This window comes from Bradyrhizobium sp., from assembly GCF_035273305.1.
Lineage (GTDB): Bacteria > Pseudomonadota > Alphaproteobacteria > Rhizobiales > Xanthobacteraceae > Bradyrhizobium.
Genome location: NZ_DATEPI010000221.1, coordinates 1 through 18132, shown reverse-complemented (window position 1 = coordinate 18132; position 18132 = coordinate 1). Strand labels below are relative to the sequence as shown.

Annotated in this window: 13 protein-coding genes; 8 read left to right on the top strand and 5 right to left on the bottom strand. The window is 60.0% G+C overall.

Annotated features, from left to right (window positions below):
• The coding region (metH, locus tag VJV58_RS15090) for a methionine synthase (RefSeq protein ID WP_324138169.1) at positions 1 to 3300 on the bottom strand (3300 nt) is incomplete at its 3' end.
• Between the two features lie 4 nt (positions 3301 to 3304).
• Positions 3305 to 4222, bottom strand: coding sequence for a methylenetetrahydrofolate reductase [NAD(P)H] (gene metF, locus VJV58_RS15085; RefSeq protein ID WP_324138168.1), 918 nt, complete (start codon positions 4220 to 4222; stop codon positions 3305 to 3307).
• 381 nt (positions 4223 to 4603) lie between these two features.
• Here metF and VJV58_RS15080 point away from each other — a divergent pair, with 381 nt between their 5' ends.
• Both VJV58_RS15080 and VJV58_RS15075 read left to right on the top strand, forming a co-directional pair.
• Positions 4604 to 5623 carry an LLM class flavin-dependent oxidoreductase gene (locus VJV58_RS15080; RefSeq protein WP_324138167.1) on the top strand — a complete coding sequence of 340 codons (1020 nt, stop codon included), beginning with the start codon at positions 4604 to 4606 and terminating at the stop codon, positions 5621 to 5623.
• Positions 5624 to 5645: 22 nt separating this feature from the next.
• Positions 5646 to 6923, top strand: a complete 1278-nt coding sequence (locus VJV58_RS15075) for a serine hydrolase (RefSeq protein WP_324138166.1) — start codon at positions 5646 to 5648, stop codon at positions 6921 to 6923.
• A gap of 13 nt (positions 6924 to 6936) precedes the next feature.
• On the opposite strand, the gene VJV58_RS15070 is transcribed toward VJV58_RS15075, so the two are convergent.
• Both VJV58_RS15070 and VJV58_RS15065 read right to left on the bottom strand, forming a co-directional pair.
• Complete coding sequence (locus VJV58_RS15070) at positions 6937 to 7809, bottom strand: prephenate dehydratase (RefSeq protein WP_324138165.1); 873 nt, start codon at positions 7807 to 7809, stop codon at positions 6937 to 6939.
• 19 nt (positions 7810 to 7828) lie between these two features.
• On the bottom strand, positions 7829 to 8569 hold the full coding sequence (locus VJV58_RS15065) for a 3-deoxy-manno-octulosonate cytidylyltransferase (protein WP_324138164.1): 741 nt from the start codon (positions 8567 to 8569) through the stop codon (positions 7829 to 7831).
• A gap of 209 nt (positions 8570 to 8778) precedes the next feature.
• Here VJV58_RS15065 and VJV58_RS15060 point away from each other — a divergent pair, with 209 nt between their 5' ends.
• From VJV58_RS15060 to VJV58_RS15035, 6 genes are all read left to right on the top strand, one after another.
• Positions 8779 to 9330 (top strand): cytochrome c family protein, encoded by a 552-nt coding sequence (locus tag VJV58_RS15060; protein WP_324138163.1) that lies wholly within the window; start codon positions 8779 to 8781, stop codon positions 9328 to 9330.
• A gap of 245 nt (positions 9331 to 9575) precedes the next feature.
• Entirely contained in the window at positions 9576 to 11462 is a 1887-nt protein-coding gene (locus VJV58_RS15055; protein ID WP_324138162.1) for an extracellular solute-binding protein, read from the top strand.
• A gap of 11 nt (positions 11463 to 11473) precedes the next feature.
• Entirely contained in the window at positions 11474 to 13342 is a 1869-nt protein-coding gene (locus VJV58_RS15050; protein ID WP_324138161.1) for an extracellular solute-binding protein, read from the top strand.
• A 3-nt stretch (positions 13343 to 13345) separates the two neighbouring features.
• The gene (locus tag VJV58_RS15045) at positions 13346 to 14455 is read left to right on the top strand and encodes a microcin C ABC transporter permease YejB (protein ID WP_324138160.1); all 1110 of its coding nucleotides are present in this window, start codon (positions 13346 to 13348) and stop codon (positions 14453 to 14455) included.
• Positions 14455 to 15633 carry an ABC transporter permease gene (locus tag VJV58_RS15040; RefSeq protein WP_324138159.1) on the top strand — a complete coding sequence of 393 codons (1179 nt, stop codon included), beginning with the start codon at positions 14455 to 14457 and terminating at the stop codon, positions 15631 to 15633. Before VJV58_RS15045 ends, VJV58_RS15040 begins: the two co-directional genes overlap by 1 nt.
• Before the next feature lie 3 nt (positions 15634 to 15636).
• Positions 15637 to 17274 carry an ABC transporter ATP-binding protein gene (locus VJV58_RS15035; RefSeq protein ID WP_324138158.1) on the top strand — a complete coding sequence of 546 codons (1638 nt, stop codon included), beginning with the start codon at positions 15637 to 15639 and terminating at the stop codon, positions 17272 to 17274.
• Positions 17275 to 17280: 6 nt separating this feature from the next.
• On the opposite strand, the gene VJV58_RS15030 is transcribed toward VJV58_RS15035, so the two are convergent.
• On the bottom strand, positions 17281 to 18126 hold the full coding sequence (locus VJV58_RS15030; RefSeq protein ID WP_324138170.1) for a C40 family peptidase: 846 nt from the start codon (positions 18124 to 18126) through the stop codon (positions 17281 to 17283).
• Positions 18127 to 18132 lie beyond the last annotated feature (6 nt).

Below are 18132 nucleotides of genomic sequence, written 5' to 3'. Positions count from 1 at the left end.
GATCGAAGAGTAATCGTCATTGGCGTTCTTGAAACGATCGGCTACGGCATCTTCGCCGATACCAGCGGTGACCACGAACGCGCCGATGTAATCCGGCACTCCGGACGAGACCGGCGCGGTGAAATCCGACAACGCTACGTTGAAGCGGCCTTCGCGTTTCTCCAATTGCTGACGCAAGGTGTGCAAGGTCGCGATCTTGGTCGTGCGGCTGTCATCGGAATAGACTGCGATGTCGTCGCCATCGGCATTGACAGGCCAGAAGCCGATGACGGCCTGCGCCTTGAACCAGTTCTCCCTCACGATCACGTCCAGCATCTTGCGAGCGTCGTCATACAGCGAGCGCGCGACTTCGCCGACTTTCGGGTCGTCGAGAATGGCCGGGAAACGCCCGGTCAGCTCCCAGGTCTGGAAGAACGGCGTCCAGTCGATGTAATCGGCGAGTTCGGAAAGATCATAGTTGCGAAACGATTTAACCCCGAGAAATGCCGGCTTTTTGGGTGGCGTCGCAGTGAAATCGAGCGCCACCGCATTGGCGCGGGCATCGGCCAACTTCAACCGCTTCTTGTCGGCCTGGGCGCGGAAATGCGCCGCGGAGATTTTCGCGTAATCGGCGCGAATCTCGGCGGCATAGGCGTCGCGCCGCTCAGGCGACAGCAGCGAAGACGCAACGCCGACCGCGCGGCTCGCGTCATTGACATGCACGACGGGTCCGTTGCGATAGTTGGGATCGATCTTCACGGCGGTATGGACCCGGCTCGTGGTGGCCCCGCCGATCAACAGCGGCACGGTCAAGCCTTGGCGCTCCAACTCGCCCGCCATAAAACTCATTTCGTCAAGCGAGGGCGTGATCAGGCCGGACAGGCCGATGATGTCGGCGCCCTCCGTCTTGGCGGTCTCGATGATTTTTACCGCCGGCACCATGACGCCGAGGTCGATCACTTCGTAGTTATTACACTGCAGCACGATACCGACGATGTTCTTGCCGATGTCGTGGACGTCGCCTTTCACCGTGGCGAGCACGATCTTCCCGGCGGAGTTGCGGCCATCACCAGCGATGCCGTTGGCGAGGTTGCGCGCCTTTTCCTCCTCCATAAACGGCATCAGATAGGCGACCGCCTGCTTCATCACCCGCGCCGATTTCACCACCTGCGGCAGGAACATCTTGCCGTCGCCGAACAGGTCGCCGACGATGTTCATGCCAGCCATGAGCGGGCCTTCGATCACGTCGAGCGGCCGTACTGCCAGCTTGCGCGCATCCTCGGTATCGACATCGATATATTCGGTGATGCCGTGCACCAGCGCGTGGCTCAACCGCTTGTCGACCGGCCATTCGCGCCAGGCGAGGTCCTGTTCTTTCGACTGCTTTTCCTTGCCACGGAATTTCTCGGCCAACGCAAGCAACCGCTCGGACGCGCCGGGGTCGCGATTGAGGATGACGTCCTCGCAGGTCTGGCGCAGCTCCGGATCGATGTCGTCATAGACGATCATCTGGCCGGCATTAACAATGCCCATGTCCATGCCGGCATGAATGGCGTGATACAGGAATACGGAGTGCATCGCCTCGCGCACCGGTTCATTGCCGCGGAACGAGAACGACAGGTTCGAGACGCCCCCCGAGACATGCGCCCCCGGCAGGTTCTGGCGGATCCACCGCGTCGCCTCGATGAAATCGACGCCGTAATTGTTGTGCTCCTCGAGACCGGTGGCGATCGCGAAAATATTGGGATCAAAGATGATGTCTTCGGGTGGGAAGTCGAGTTGGTCGACCAGGATGTCGTAGGCACGCTTGCAGATCTCGGTCTTGCGGACGAACGTATCGGCTTGGCCGGCTTCGTCGAATGCCATCACCACCACGGCCGCGCCGTGACGGCGGGCGATCTTGGCCTCGTGGATGAATTTCTCCACCCCCTCCTTCATGGAGATCGAATTCACCACCGGCTTGCCCTGGACGCATTTAAGCCCGGCTTCAATGACGGCGAATTTCGAGGAATCGATCATCACGGGAACGCGGGCAATGTCCGGCTCGGCGGCAACCAGATTGAGAAACGTCACCATCGCCTTTTCGGAATCGAGCAGCCCTTCGTCCATGTTGACGTCGATAATCTGAGCACCATTCTCGACCTGGTCGCGAGCCACCTGCAGTGCGGCGCTGTAATCGCCCGCGGTGATCAGCTTGCGGAATTTCGCCGACCCCGTGACGTTGGTGCGCTCGCCGATGTTGACGAAAGGTATCGCCGGCGTCAGTTCAAATGGCTCCAGACCGGAAAGACGCAGGCGCGGTTCGATCACCGGAATAATTCGGGGCTCGTGCGGCGCGACCGCCGCCGCGATCGCCGCGATATGATCGGGCGTGGTGCCGCAGCAGCCTCCGACGATGTTGACGAGACCGGCCTGAGCGAATTCGCCGATCAGGCGAGCCATATATTCCGGGCTCTCGTCGTATTGGCCGAATTCGTTGGGCAGGCCGGCATTGGGATAGGCGCAGACCAGCGTGTTGGCGACGCGGCCGATATCGGCGATATGGGCGCGGAGATCTTCGGCGCCGAGCGCGCAGTTGAAGCCGATAGTCACAGGTCTGGCATGGCGCACCGAATACCAGAACGCTTCCGGCAACTGTCCCGACAGCAGCCGGCCGGATTTGTCGGTGATGGTGCCCGAGATCATCACGGGCACGTCGATGCCGCGTTGTTCCGTGATCTCGGCTATCGCGTACAGCGCCGCCTTGGCGTTGAGCGTATCGAAAATGGTCTCGACCAGCAGCAGGTCGGCGCCCCCATCGAGCAATCCCTTGATCTGCTCTCCATAAGCCGCGCGCAGATCATCGAAAGTGACGGCGCGGAAACCGGGATTCGAAACGTCGGGCGATATCGAGGCGGTGCGGTTGGTCGGGCCGATCGCGCCGGCGACAAAGCGCGGCTTGCCATCTCCTTGTGTCACCCGCTCGGCGGCCGCGCGCGCCAGTCGGGCGCCCTCGAGATTCAATTCATAGGCAAAACCCGAGAGGTCATAATCGGCCTGCGCAATCGAGGTCGAGGAAAAAGTATTGGTGGCGACGATGTCGGCGCCGGCGCGCAAATATTCGACGTGAATTTCCTCGATTGCCTTGGGCTGCGTCAGAATCAACAGATCGTTGTTGCCCCTAAGGTCGCGGTGAAAATCCTTGAAGCGCTCGCCACGAAACGCCGCCTCGTCATATTGCAGCGCTTGGATCATGGTGCCCATGGCGCCATCGAGCACCAGAATGCGCTCGCGGGCGGCCGCGAGCAGCGCAGTTCGCTTGGCGGAAACAGGTACGCTCATCGGATCATGCGGCTTTCTGCGCGCCTCTGGGGCGGATGCCGAGCAAATGGCAGATGGCGAACACGAGGTCCGCGCGGTTCATGGTATAGAAGTGAAAGGTATCGACGCCGTGCTTAGCGAGTTTCTGCACTTGGCCGGCGGCTACAGCGGCAGCGACCAGCTTGCGGGTGTCGGCATCGTCGTCGAGCCCCTCGAATTTTTCCGCGAGCCAGTTGGGCACGGTGGTGCCGGCGCGGGTCACGAAGTTGCGGGCCTGCTTGAAATTGTGCATCGGCATGATGCCGGGCACGATCGGAATACTGATGCCGCGCGCGCGGACGCGGTCGAGGTAGCGGAAATAGAGATCGTTATCGAAGAACACCTGGGTAATGGCGCGGGTCGCACCGGCATCAACCTTGGCCTGCAGCACATCGATATCGGCATCGAAATCACGGCTCTCCGGATGTTTCTCGGGGTAGGCCGAAACGGAAACTTCCACATCCGCGTGCCGTCGCTTGATGCCCGCAACGAGATCAGCGGAATTGCGATAGCCGTCGGGATGGGCTGCGTACGAGGTGCCAATGCCCCCAACCGGATCGCCGCGCAGCGCCACGATGTGGCGAACGCCTATCTCATGGTAGCGGCCGACAATTTCGTCGATCTCGCCGCAGGCCGCCCCAACACACGTCAGATGCGCGGCCGGGATCAGGTCGGTCTCGCCCAGGATTCGGGCAATGGTGGAATGGGTGCGCTCACGGGTCGAACCTCCGGCCCCATAGGTCACCGAGACGAAGCTGGGCGCGAGTGGCGCCAGCCGCTTGATGGTGTCCCACAGATTGCGCTCCATCTCCTCGGTCTTCGGCGGGAAGAACTCGAAGGAAATCGATGGATGTTTCAACACGCGGTGGCCACCATCAGGCGCGGGGGACGTAGCCTCAGTCATCGCCTCACAAACTCCACTGCAAACTCGGACGCGGCTATGCTGGCGCGCAGGTCTAGCCAACAAGGCCTAAAAATAAGGGAAATGGGGCCGCCGTAACAGCCCACCGATCATGGGAAATTGCCCATTATCTGAAGGATTGATGATTCATGGAATACCTAGCCTTGAAAGCATTGGTCAGAAATAACCCAAAAGAGGGGTGTTTTATGCTCATAACCTTGGATTTGATTGGTCAGATGGAGTGGGAAATGTGAGGGCTTAACGTCGTATCTAATACATGGCCCACTCAGGGACTGCAATACCTCGCGGCTGGTGCGCGGCCTGCATACGATTGAAGCCCACACAACTCTTTGTGGACCCATTGTTGGACATTAGTTTAGCGCCATGATTCCACTCTCGATCCTCGATCTTTCCGTGGTCACGACCGGCACCAGGCCGGCCGCGGCGCTGCGCAATAGCATCGACCTGGCGCGCCATGCCGACGCGCTCGGGTATGTCCGCTATTGGCTCGCTGAGCACCACAATCTGCCTTCGGTGGCGAGTCCGGCGCCCGATCTCATGATCGGGCAGATCGCCGCGGTGACCAGCCGCATCCGGGTCGGGTCCGGCGGAGTCATGCTGCCGAACCACGCGCCGCTTGTGGTTGCCGAACGGTTCAAGATGCTGGAGGCGCTGTTTCCGGGGCGCATCGATCTGGGCCTGGGACGCGCGCCGGGCACCGACGGCGCTACCGCGCATGCGCTTCGCAGCCGGCTCGACCGGCGGGAGGGGGACGATTTTCTCGAGCGGCTGCACGAACTGACGTTGTGGGAAACCCGCGATTTCCCGCCAGGCCATCCCTACAACAATGTGGTGGCGATGCCTGACGATACGCCACTGCCGCCGATCTGGCTGCTCGGCTCCAGCGACTACAGTTCGGAACTGGCGGCGCAGGTCGGAATGGGATTTGCGTTCGCACATCATTTTGCGAGTTACGATGCGATCGAGGCGATGACCAACTACCGCGCGCATTTCAAGCCGTCGGGCTGGCGCTCGACCCCGCACGGGATTCTCGCGGTTGCAGTGGTCGCCGCCGAAACCGATGCGGAGGCTGAGCGGCTCGCGTCTTCGATGGATCTCAACCGTCTGCGCCGCGATCGCGGACAGTACCTGCCGCTGCCCAGTGTCGAGGAGGCGCTGGCCTATCCCTATACGGACAGCGAACGTGCTTCGATTGCGCGCAACCGCTCTCGGCTGTTCGTTGGCAGTCCGGCCACCGTAATATCGAAGCTGCAGCCAATGATCGCGGCAAGCAAGCCCGACGAGTTGATGATCATCACGGCAGCGTACGATCACGACGCGCGAAAGAAATCCTACAGTCTGCTGGCCGACGCGTTCGGGTTGGGAAACAAGGCGGCAGCTTGATCGGCGTTGAGGAAATCTGGCCGTGATCTCCCGCCGGACAGCACTGGCGGGCCTGGCCGCGAGCTTTGCTGGTGGGACAGCCTGCCTGCGGGCCAACGCGGCCGAAGACACAAGTGAAGTTAGCAGCGCCCCGGTGTTCTTGGCATCCGGTCCCAAGGCCGAGATTTATGGAGCTGCTGAGAACTATCCGATCAAGGATCCGGCGCTGCCATTCGTTCCCGGCAATCCTCTCTCGCAAAAATATCGCGTCGGCGCCTTCAGCCATTTCGATGAGCTTTTTCCGACACGGCAGATCAAGCCAGCCGCCTCGCCCTGGTCTTTCAAGCGGGTGCAGATGCCGCATGCGTTTGAAAAGCGCGCGACTGACTACCTGTCGCGAAACCCGGTCACGGGACTGCTGATCGCCAAGGACGATCAGATCTTCTTCGAGCATTATCAATATGGCCGCACCGATCGCGACTTGCTGATTTCGCAATCAATGGTCAAGTCGATCACGGGAATATTGATCGGTATCGCGATCGCAGAGGGCGCAATAAAATCGGTCGATGACGCCGCCGAAACCTATGTGCCCGGCTTCAAGGGCACCGAATACGGCAAAACGCCGATCCGCGATCTCCTTCACATGTCATCGGGCGTTGAATTCGGCGAAGAAAGCAACGGCGAGCGCGACCTGAACCGGCTGTGGATTGACATGATCGCCAGCGGCGAGTCATCCGGAAAAGGGACCATCGGCAGCATTACGCAATTCAACCGCCGAATTGCGCCGCCTGGAACGAAATTTTCTTACGCCAGCATCGAACCGGACGTGCTCGCGCTCGTGCTTCGCTACGCGATCAACAAACCGCTGTCGGATTATGTGCATCAGAAAATCTGGAGCCGGATCGGCGCGGAAGCCGACGCCAAATGGCTGATCGATGCGCAAGGCCTGGAAGTGGGGCACTTCGGCTTCAACGCGGTGCTGCGCGACTACGCGCGGCTTGGACGTCTGCTTGCTCATGACGGCGGTTGGGAAGGCGAGCAGGTCATCCCGGCGCGATGGATGATCGATGCCACCACACTACGGGACTCCGATGCCTATCTGCTGCCGGGCAGAGCGATGGCTCCGCAGCCGTTCGGTTACGGCTATCTGTTCTGGCTGCTGCCCGGCGCGCGACGCCAGTTCGCGCTGGTCGGCGGCTTGGGCCAGCGCATCTGCGTTGATCCTGCCTCCAAGCTTGTGATAGTGCAGACGGCCGTCGAGAACACTCCCGAGTCTTGGCGGCTGTGGTCCGCCGCGGTCGAGCAGTTCGGCAATGCGTGAAGCTCACAAAAACTCATTCCGCTTTCTCGCGGAAGGTCGCGCGGAACGGGTGACCGGGATAGACACCAACGATCCTGAATTCGCGGGAGAAGAATTTCAGTTCCTCCAGCGCAAACGCGAGATTCCTGTCCTCGGGATGACCATCGACATCGGCGTAGAATTGCGTGGCGAAGAAATTGCCGTCCACCATGTAGCTTTCCAGCTTGGTCATATTGACGCCGTTGGTCGCGAAGCCGCCCATCGCCTTGTAGAGCGCCGCCGGCAGGTTGCGCACCCGGAAAACGAACGAGGTTACCAGCGGGCCCGAATCCTGCGCGGCCCATTTTTCCTCCCGAGCCAGCATGACAAATCGGGTAGTGTTGTGGGTCTCGTCCTCGACGTCTTCCGCGAGGATATCGAGGCCATAGATTTCCGCCGCCAGCCGCGATGCAATGGCCGCGCACTGTTTGTCACCGCGCTGCGCAATCAGCCGGGCCGCGCCGGCGGTATCGCCCGATACGATCGGTCGGATGCCGAGCTTGCGGATTGTATTGCGGCACTGGCCGAGTGCGTGGACGTGACTCTCCACCGTCTTGATGTCGGCAAGGGCTGCACCGCGCAGGGCCATCAACTGGTGACGGATCGGCAGAAACCATTCGCCGACGATGAACAGGCCGGATTGCGGCAACAGATGATGGATGTCGGCCACACGGCCGGCGACGGAGTTTTCGATCGGGATCATGCCGAGGTCAGCATCACCCGAAGCGATCGTGCCGAGCGCGTCTTCAAAGGTGGGGCAGGGCAGCGGCTCGGCATTCGGATAGGCCTCGAGCAGAGCGATGTGCGAATTCGCCCCCGGCTCGCCCTGGAATGCGATCTTTTTGGGTGTGGTCGATGCTTTGATCATGGCGCCTTTTAACAGCCACTCAGCCTTTTGCCAGTATGCGCCGGGCGGTTTCCAGGTCGGCCGGCGTATCGACCCCGAGCGGCACCGAATCCACGATGGCGGCGTCGATCCGCATCCCGGCTTCCAGCGCCCTTAGCTGTTCCAGCTTCTCGCGGCTTTCCAGTGCCGACGGCGACAGCTTCACAAAGCGCTCCAGGGCCTGACGCCGATAGGCGTAGACACCGATGTGATGGTAGCGCGGGCCGTCACCATGGGGCGCGGTGGCACGGGTGAAATATAATGCGCGCAACCTTTTGTCGCCTACGGGTGAGCCGACCAGCTTCACCACGCTTGGCGTCGTGTGTTCTTCATCGTCGCGGATTTCTGCGGCCAAGGTTGCAATATCGACGCTTGAGTCGTCGAGCAGCTTGAGCGCGGCGCGCACATCCTGCGGCGGAATGGTAGGCAGGTCGCCCTGCAGGTTGACCACCATCTCGACGTCGCCTTTGGGGTCGAGCTTGCAAAGCGCCTCATGGATCCGGTCCGAACCCGAGGCGTGCTCGGCGCGGGTCATTACCGCTTCGCCGCCATGAGAGCTCACGACAGCGGCTATCTCTGGTGTGTCGGTGGCAACGGCTACGCGGCCGATCCGGGCAGCTTCGGCCCGACGCAGCACGTGCACGATCATCGGCAACCCGGCAATATCCAGCAATGGCTTGCCCGGCAACCGGGTTGCCGCCATGCGGGCGGGAATCAGCACCAAAGTGCGGTCTTGGGTCATCAGAGTGAGGTCTGGACCCGTTTGATAACAGGCCGGAAGCGATGGGGATGGGTCGAAAGCCCGAGCGTTTATACGGGTTGCCAGAGCACGGGCAAACCGATATCTGATCGTCGCTCGGGGTGCGGCGCGAAAGCGTGATTCCTGATGCGTTCGCGGCCGCTTCTCGCCGGCCTGTACTCGACAATTCCGGCCTGGAGCCTTGATCCCAAATGGACTCCTTCGAACTCAACAAGATTCTTGGTGCGGTTCTCGGCACCTGCCTTGTGCTGCTGATTACGAACTTCACCGCCTCGGCGCTGTTTGCGCCCAAGCTGCCGGAAAAGCCGGGTTACGAAATCATCGCAAAGGAAAGCGAAAGCGGCGGCGCCAAGGAAGCAGCGCCCGCGCCATCCGAGCCGATCGAAAAGCTGTTGCAAACCGCCTCAGTCGAAAAGGGCGCGGCGGCGGCAAAGAAATGCCAGGCCTGCCACACCTTCGAAAAGGGCGGCCCCAATCGTGTCGGTCCGAACCTTTACGGGATCGTTGGTGACAAGAGAGGCGAGGATCGCGGCGGGTTCAATTTCTCGGCAGCCATGAAGGCCAAAGGCGGCACCTGGACTTATGACGATCTCAACAAGTTCATCGCCAATCCGAAAGGCTTTATCCCTGGCACCGCGATGGGTTTTGCTGGCATCCAGAAAGATAGCGAGCGCGCCGACGTAATCGCCTATCTACGCACCCTATCGGATAAGCCGGAACCGCTGCCAACAGCTTCAAAGTAGCGGCGTCAAAGTAGCCACTTCAAACTAGCGGCCGCGAAGTAAGGCCACCTGGCAAACCGTCCTATCCCAAAGCGGCTGGCGATTGCCCGGCCGTTTTGCTGTTCCCGACGGCTACTTCGGGACGTTTCGCCGCAGCCCGGGCATTCACAACCTAGTATCATGAGGAAAAAGCAAGTTAATCCGTCGAAACGTTGCCTTATATTGCGCCTCTAACCGACATCTTTCCCCTACACAGGAACTTTTGATTGAAGATTACCCGAAGACATCTTTTGCAGGGCGCCGCCTTTGCCGCAGCCGCTCCGTCTCTCGGGGCTGCGACCATTCTGCCGGTGCAGGCGCAGAAAGCAACGGAAGAACCCGTTTGGCGGCACGCGCTTTCGCTCTTTGGTGAGGTCAAATATCCCGCCGGCTTCAAACGGTTCGACTATGTCAATCCCGATGCGCCAAAGGGCGGCAGCGTCCGCATGATATCGATCGGGACGTTCGACAATTTCAACATCGCGGTCGCGGGGGTCAAAGGCTCGATCGCGCCGGCGGCCGCGATGATTTACGAAACGCTGATGGCGCGGTCGCAGGACGAGGTCGGCACCGAGTACGGGCTGCTCGCAGAGAGCGCCGCGCATCCGGATGATTTCTCATGGGTGATCTATCGCCTGCGCAAGGACGCGCGATGGCAGGATGGCAAGCCGGTGACCCCTGAGGACGTGATCTTCTCGATCGAGGTCCTGAAAAAATATAGCCCGATGTACCGCTCGTATTATCGGCACGTCGTGAAAAGTGAAAAAACCGGCGATCACGAAATCAAGTTCACCTTCGACTCTCCGGGAAACCGCGAACTGCCGACCATTGTCGGTGAACTGATTGTTTTGCCCAAGCACTATTGGGAAGGCAGCGATAGCCAAGGTCGCAAGCGCGACATCTCCGCAACCACGCTGGAGCCGCCGATGGGGTCCGGACCCTATCGCATCGGCGAATTCGTGGCTGGTCGTTCGGTCAGGCTGGAGCGAGTAAAGGATTATTGGGGTGCCAGCCTTCCCACCCAGGTCGGCCAAAACAATTTCGATGAAATGCGTTTTGAGTTTTTTCGCGACAACCTGGTCGCGCTGGAAGCCTTCAAGGCCGACCAGGCGGACTGGATTGCGGAGAATTCGGCCAAGCAATGGGCGACCGCCTACGACTTTCCCGCGGTCGCGGAAAAGCGCGTGATCAAGGAAGAATTCCCGATCAACGATTCCGGGCGAATGCAGGGTTTCGTGCTCAATCTGCGCCGTGAGCAGTTCAGGGATGCGCGGCTGCGTCGTGCCTTCAACTACGCCTACGACTTCGAGGAAATGAACAAGCAGCTCTTTTACGGGCAGTACAAACGTATCAACAGCTACTTCGAGGGCACCGAGCTTGCCTCATCGGGTTTACCGCAGGGCGAGGAGCTTCAAATCCTGCAGACCGTGCGCGACAAGGTGCCCTCCGAAGTCTTCACCACACCCTATACCAATCCGGTCGGCGGCAATCCCGAAGCGGTGCGAGCCAATCTGCGCGAGAGCATCAAACTCTTGAAAGAAGCCGGTTGCGAGATCCGCGACCGCAAACTGGTGGATCCCGCCGGCAAGCCGGTTGTGGTTGAAATCCTGGTGCAGGATCCATCGGCTGAGCGCATTGGACTATTCTATAAACCGTCGCTTGAACGCATCGGCGTAACGACGTCGATCCGCGTCGTCGACGATGCGCAGTATCAAAACCGAATACGCAGCTTTGATTTCGACGTCATCATCGATGTCTGGCCGGAGTCGCTGTCGCCGGGCAATGAGCAACGCGAGTTCTGGGGATCGCAGGCGGCCGATCAACCCGGTTCGAAAAACACGGTCGGCATCAAGAATCCGGCGGTGGACGCGCTGATCGATAAGGTGATTTTTGCCAAGGACCGCGCCGGGCTAGTGGCCGCAACCAGGGCGCTCGACCGCGTGCTGCTGTGGAATTTCTACGTCGTGCCGCAGTTCACCTATCCGTTTTCGCGTTACGCTCGTTGGGACCGCTTCAGCCACGCCGAGCCGCTGCCGAAATACGGCCGTTCCGGACTGCCGTCATTATGGTGGTACGATGCCGAGAAGGCCGCCAGGATCGGCAAGCGCTCTTGAAGGATGCACGTATGGCGCTGTTCTCCCGCCGGCATGTGCTCGGTCTCGGCATTGGCGCGCTGAGCGCACCGCTGCTGCACCCGGCGAGGGCTGTCGATGCTGGCGCGAATGTTCACGGCCTATCGGTGTTCGGCGATCTGAAATATCCCCCCGACTTTCAACACTTCGATTACGTTAACGTGTCAGCGCCGAAGGGCGGGACGTTTTCGCTGATCCCCTCGGTTCGCGCCTATAATCAGTCGTACCAGACCTTCAACTCGCTGAATGCCTATATCCTCAAGGGCGACGGCGCGCAGGGCATGGACATGACGTTTGCGCCGCTGATGGCGCGCGCCAATGACGAGCCGGATGCGATGTATGGGCTGGTCGCAAAATCTGTGCAGATCTCCGCCGATAAGCTGACCTATCGATTTGCGCTCCGTCCGGAAGCCAGATTTCATGATGGCTCAAAGCTGACCGGGCATGACGCCGCGTTCTCGTTGACGACGTTGAAGACCAAGGGTCATCCGCTGATCCTGACGCAGTTGCGGGATATGGTGAAGGCAGAAGCGCCGGATGAGGCGACGCTTGTCGTTACCTTCGCTGAAAAGCGCGCGCGCGACGTACCGCTCTATGTGGCGGGCCTGCCGATCTTCTCCAAGTCTTATTACGCGACACGGCCATTCGATGAATCCACGCTCGATATCCCGCTGGGATCGGGCCCGTACAAGGTGGGGAAGTTTGAAGTCAACCGCTACATCGAATTTGAGCGGGTAAAGGATTGGTGGGGCGCTGAGCTTCCGGTCAGTCGCGGCAGCTACAATTTTGATGTCGTGCGATATGAATTTTACCGTGACCGCGATGTCGCGTTCGAGGGCTTCACTGCCAAGAGCTACCTGTTTCGCGAAGAATTCACCGCTCGGATATGGGCGACGCGCTATGATTTCCCGGCCGTCAAGGACGGCCGTGTCAAGCGTGAAACCCTGCCGGACGAAACCCCCTCGGGCGCGCAGGGCTGGTTCATCAACACTCGTCGCGACAAGTTCAGGGATCCGCGCGTCCGTGAAGCGCTGATCCAGGCCTTTGATTTCGAATGGACTAACAAGACGATCATGTATGGCGCCTATGCGCGCACGCACTCACCATTCCAGAACTCGGACATGATGGCGGAGGGGCCGCCGTCGCCGGAAGAACTCAAGCTGCTCGAACCATTCCGCGGCCAGGTGCCGGACGAGGTGTTTGCGGCGCCGTTCGTGCCGCCGGTATCCGACGGATCGGGACAGGATCGAACGCTGCTGCGCAAGGCCTCGCAACTTTTGCAGGAGGCCGGGCTTGTCATCAAGGACGGCAAGCGGGTACTGCCCAATGGCGAACCTTTCAGGATCGAATTTCTCGCCGACGAACCCTCGCTTCAACCGCACCATGCGCCCTATATCAAAAACCTCGGCACCGTCGGGATTGATGCTACCTTGCGGATTGTTGATCCCGTGCAATACCGCGCTCGCGTGGAAGACTTCGATTTTGACATGACGATCGAACGCTTCAGCATGTCCGCGACGCCCGGCGATACCATGCGGCCGTTCTTCTCCTCCCAGGCTGCCGCGACCAAAGGGTCCTACAATCTTGCGGGCATCGCCAACCCCGCAATCGATGCGCTGCTCGAAAAGATCATCGGGGCCAATAGCCGGACCGAGCTGACGATCGCGTGTCGCGCCTTTGATCGAGTGTTTCGTGCGGGGCGCTATTGGGTACCGCAATGGTATCGAACCAGCCATCCGATCGCCTATTGGGATGTATTTGCCCATCCGGCGAAGCCACCGCGTTACGCGCAAGGTGTCGGCGCTCCGGAGAATTGGTGGACCGATCCCGACAAAGCAGCCAGGGCGGAGCAGGCGAAATAATTCATGACTGCCTACATCGCCCGCCGAATTTTTTTGATGCTCCCGACGTTGTTGGGAATCCTGTTCGTATCCTTTGTCGTGGTGCAGTTCGCGCCGGGAGGCCCGGTGGAGCGCGTGATCGCGCAGCTGTCAGGAGCCGACACTGGCGGCACGTCTCGGATTTCAGGCGCAGCTGGCGGCGACTTCGGTGCGCGCGCCCAGGTCGGTGCCTCCGCGGATGCGGTCAACTCGAAATACCGCGGCGCCCAAGGCCTTGATCCTGATTTCATCAAGAGCCTGGAAAAGCAATTCGGCTTCGACAAGCCGGCGCCGGAGCGCTTTGCGCTGATGGTGTGGAATTTTGCCCGGTTTGATTTCGGCAAAAGTTACTTCCGCGATGTCAGCGTGCTGCAACTGATCAAGGAGAAGCTGCCGGTCTCGATGTCGCTCGGGATATGGATGACGCTGCTGACCTACTTGATCTCGATCCCGCTGGGCATCCGCAAGGCTGTGATGGATGGCTCCAAATTCGATACCTGGACGTCAGCCGCGATCATCGTTGGCTTTGCGATCCCGGGATTCCTGTTCGCGATCCTCTTGATCATCCTGTTCGCCGGCGGTTCTTTCTTCAATATTTTTCCGCTGCGCGGGCTGACCTCGGACGGATGGTCGCAATTTCCCTGGTACTGGAAGATCCTGGACTATTTCTGGCACATCACGCTGCCGCTGATTTCGATGGCATTGGGCGCCTTCGCGACCATGACGCTGCTCACCAAGAATTCGTTCCTGGATGAAATACGCAAGCAATATGTGATGACCGCCCGCGCCAAGGGCTGCAGCGAGCGGCAAGTGCTCTACAATCACATTTTTCGAAACGCCATGCTGATCGTCATTGCCGGCTTTCCCGGCGCCTTCATTCACGCGTTCTTCTCGGGCTCGCTGCTGATCGAAACCATCTTCTCACTGGACGGCCTAGGCCTGCTCGGGTTCGAGAGCGTGCTCAATCGCGACTATCCCGTCGTATTCGGAACGCTCTTTATATTTTCGCTGGTCGGCCTCGTTGTTAATCTGGTTTCGGACCTCGCCTACATGTGGATCGATCCGCGGATCGATTTCGAAGCGCGGGAGGTCTGATGACGATCCTCGCGCCGCCGCCAATCGAAACCACGACCCAGGCGCCGCTCGGCGATGCTGTGCCGGCGACCCATCACCCGTTCACTCCCTCGCCGATCAATCGCCGCCGCTGGCAGAATTTCAAATCCAACCGCAGGGGCTACTGGTCGTTCTGGATTTTCATGATTCTGTTCTTTGTTTCGTTATTCGCTGAGTTTATCGCAAACGATCGTCCCTTCCTCATCAAGTTCGACGGCCATCTGTATTGGCCGGCATTCGTCACCTATTCCGAGACCACCTTCGGCGGCGATTTCGAGACTGCCGCCGATTATCGCGACCCTTATCTGCAGAAGCTGATCAAGGACAAGGGTGGCACTATTGTGTGGCCGCTGATCCGCTATTCCTACGACACGCACAATCTCGATTTGCCGACGCCCGCGCCCTCGAAACCGACCTGGATGCTGACCGAAGCTGAGTGCAAGGATGTGGTGCAGAAAAAAGGCCTGAAGAGCTGCCGCGACCTCGAATACAATTGGCTCGGCACCGACGATCAAGGCCGCGACGTCGTCGCGCGGCTGATCTACGGCTTTCGCATTTCGGTGCTGTTCGGGCTTAGCCTGACTATCATTTCGTCAATCATTGGCGTCGCCGCCGGTGGGATACAGGGCTATTTCGGTGGCTGGATCGATCTGGGTTTTCAGCGCTTCATCGAAGTGTGGACAGCCATACCATCGCTATATCTGTTACTGATCCTGTCCTCCGTGCTGGTGCCCGGCTTTTTCGTGCTGCTCGGGATCCTTTTGTTGTTCTCATGGGTGTCGCTGGTCGGCCTGGTTCGTGCGGAGTTTCTGCGCGGTCGTAATTTCGAATACATCATGGCCGCTCGCGCGCTCGGCGTCTCCAATCCCGTTATCATGTTGCGACACCTGTTGCCGAACGCGATGGTGGCGACCATGACGTTCCTACCGTTCATCGTCTCCTCGTCGGTAATGACCTTGACGGCGCTCGATTTTCTCGGCTTCGGCTTGCCGCCGGGTTCGCCGTCGCTGGGCGAACTACTATCGCAGGGCAAGGCCAACGTTCAGGCGCCTTGGCTCGGCTTCACCGGGTTCTTTGCCGTAGCGATCATGTTGTCGCTGCTGATTTTCATTGGCGAAGCCGTGCGCGATGCGTTCGATCCACGCAAGACGTTCAGGTAGACCATGGACGCGATCAATCAGCCGCTACTCGACATCCGTGATTTGTCAGTAGCATTTCATCAGCCAAGCGGCAGTTCGCTAGCGGTCGATCATATTTCCTATGCTATCAAGCCCGGTGAGTGCGTCGCACTGGTTGGCGAATCCGGTTCTGGAAAATCGGTCAGTGCGCTCTCGATCCTGAAGCTCTTGCCATATCCGACCGCGTCGCATCCTTCGGGGAGCATTCGTTTCAAGGGAAGGGAGTTGCTGGGGCTTTCGGAACGAGAAATTCGTGGCATTCGCGGCAACGATATATCGATCATCTTTCAGGAGCCGATGACCTCGCTAAATCCGCTGCACACGATCGAGTCTCAAATCGGCGAAATCCTGCAACTCCACAGCGGTATCAGCGGCGCCAAGGTCCGGAGGCGGACACTGGAGCTGCTCACGCAGGTCGGAATTCCGGATCCAGAGACGCGGCTTGCCAGCTATCCGCATCAATTGTCGGGTGGCCAGCGCCAACGCGTGATGATAGCGATGGCGCTTGCGAACGAGCCCGACCTGCTGATCGCGGATGAGCCGACCACCGCGCTCGACGTTACCGTTCAGGCTCAAATTCTGACTTTGCTGGCGGAAATTCGGGCCCGGCTCGGCATGAGCCTGTTGTTCATCACGCACGATCTCGGCATCGTGCGGCGAATCGCCGATGTCGTCTGCGTCATGAATGGCGGCAAGATCGTCGAGCAGGGGCTGGTCGAGCAGGTCTTCACCGCGCCGAAACATCCCTACACCCGCGCCTTGCTCGCAGCCGAGCCGAAGCCCGATCCGGCGCCCCCCCGGCCCGAATCTCCGGTCGTGATCTCGGCCGATGATCTCAAGGTCTGGTTTCCGGTCAAACGCGGTTTGCTGCGGTCCACCGTCGGATATATCAAGGCGGTGGACGGCGTCAGCCTCGCGGTGCGCAAAGGCGAAACGCTCGGCGTGGTCGGCGAATCCGGCTCGGGCAAGACGACGCTCGGACTGGCATTGCTGCGGCTGATTTCTTCCGACGGGCCGATCGTCTTTCTCGGTAAAGACATCCAGGGTTTGCGTTTCAAGGCGATGCGGCCGTTTCGCCGCGACATGCAGATCGTGTTTCAGGACCCATTCGGCGCGCTGAGCCCGCGAATGTCTGTAGGCGATATTGTCGCCGAAGGACTTAGCGTGCATCAGCGCGCGCTTTCTCGGGAGGAACGCGAAGCCCGCGTGATCAAGGCGTTGAATGACGTCGGCATGGACCCCGCGACACGGTTTCGCTATCCGCATGAATTCTCCGGCGGCCAGCGCCAGCGCATCAGCATCGCGCGCGCGGCGGTGCTGGAACCGAATTTCGTGGTGCTGGACGAGCCGACCAGCGCGCTCGACATGCTGTTCCAGGCACAGATGGTCGATCTGTTGCGTGAATTGCAGCGCAAGCGCGATTTGACCTACATGTTCATCTCGCATGACCTGCGAGTCGTCGCGTCGTTGGCAAGCCATCTTATCGTGATGCGGCATGGCAAGGTGGTGGAGGAAGGTCCGGCGTCGGAGCTGTTCAAGAACCCCAGGACCGATTACACGCGCGCGCTTTTTGCAGCCGCGTTCCGCCTCGAAACCGCGCCCGGAGGGGCAGTGGCGACTTGAACCAACTCAGCTCAGCCGCTTGACGGCGGTGATCTCGTAGCCATCGGCCTTGATGCGAGCGACAGCCTCACGAGTGTTTTCGATTACGGTCGCCATATGATGGGCGTTGGCGTGAACGATGGTCTCGCCGTCGCGCGCGATCGCGACATGGCCTTTCCAGAATATCAAATCTCCGCGTTGCAGATTGGCGGACTCCGGCGGTCCCAACGATGCGCCAAGGCTGCCCTGCTGCATGTCACTGTCGCGCGGGCAATGAATGCCGGCAGCGTTCAGCGAAACCTGGACCAGGCCGGAACAGTCGATGCCGAGGCTACTTTTGCCACCCCACAGATAGGGCGTGCCGACAAAACCTTCAGCGACCGCGACGAAATCCTTGACGTGTGCGTCGATGGGACTGGTGTGCTGCCGAGGCACATACCAGCCCTCGGAGGTCAACGCGAATGGGCCGTCGTCGCGTATCACCTTTATTAGCGCTCCCATGACCAGCGTTTCGGCGGGCGGCAGCTTGATTGAGCGGCCTGGAAACCCAAAAGTTCGCAAAGCTGTGATCTTGTGGCTCGGCTTGTCTCCTGGTTTTGCGAGCGCATCGTCAGGAAGCCAGCCGACATAACCGTCGCTGTTGAGCTGACCCCATGCACAACCCTCGCGACTGCGCTCGTAGATCGTTACGCGTTCGCCTTTCAGCGCCTGCGTCAGCAACGTGGCATCGACGAACGGAGCGTCTCGCAGGGGCGCGAGAGGCCGCGAAATTTCGAACTCCTCGCCTTCGGCGAAGCGTGCCGCCTTGATCTTGCCTTCGAGATATTTCGCGGCGAGATCTGGCCGAGCGGGCGTCAGACGCGGGTCAGCCATAACGGT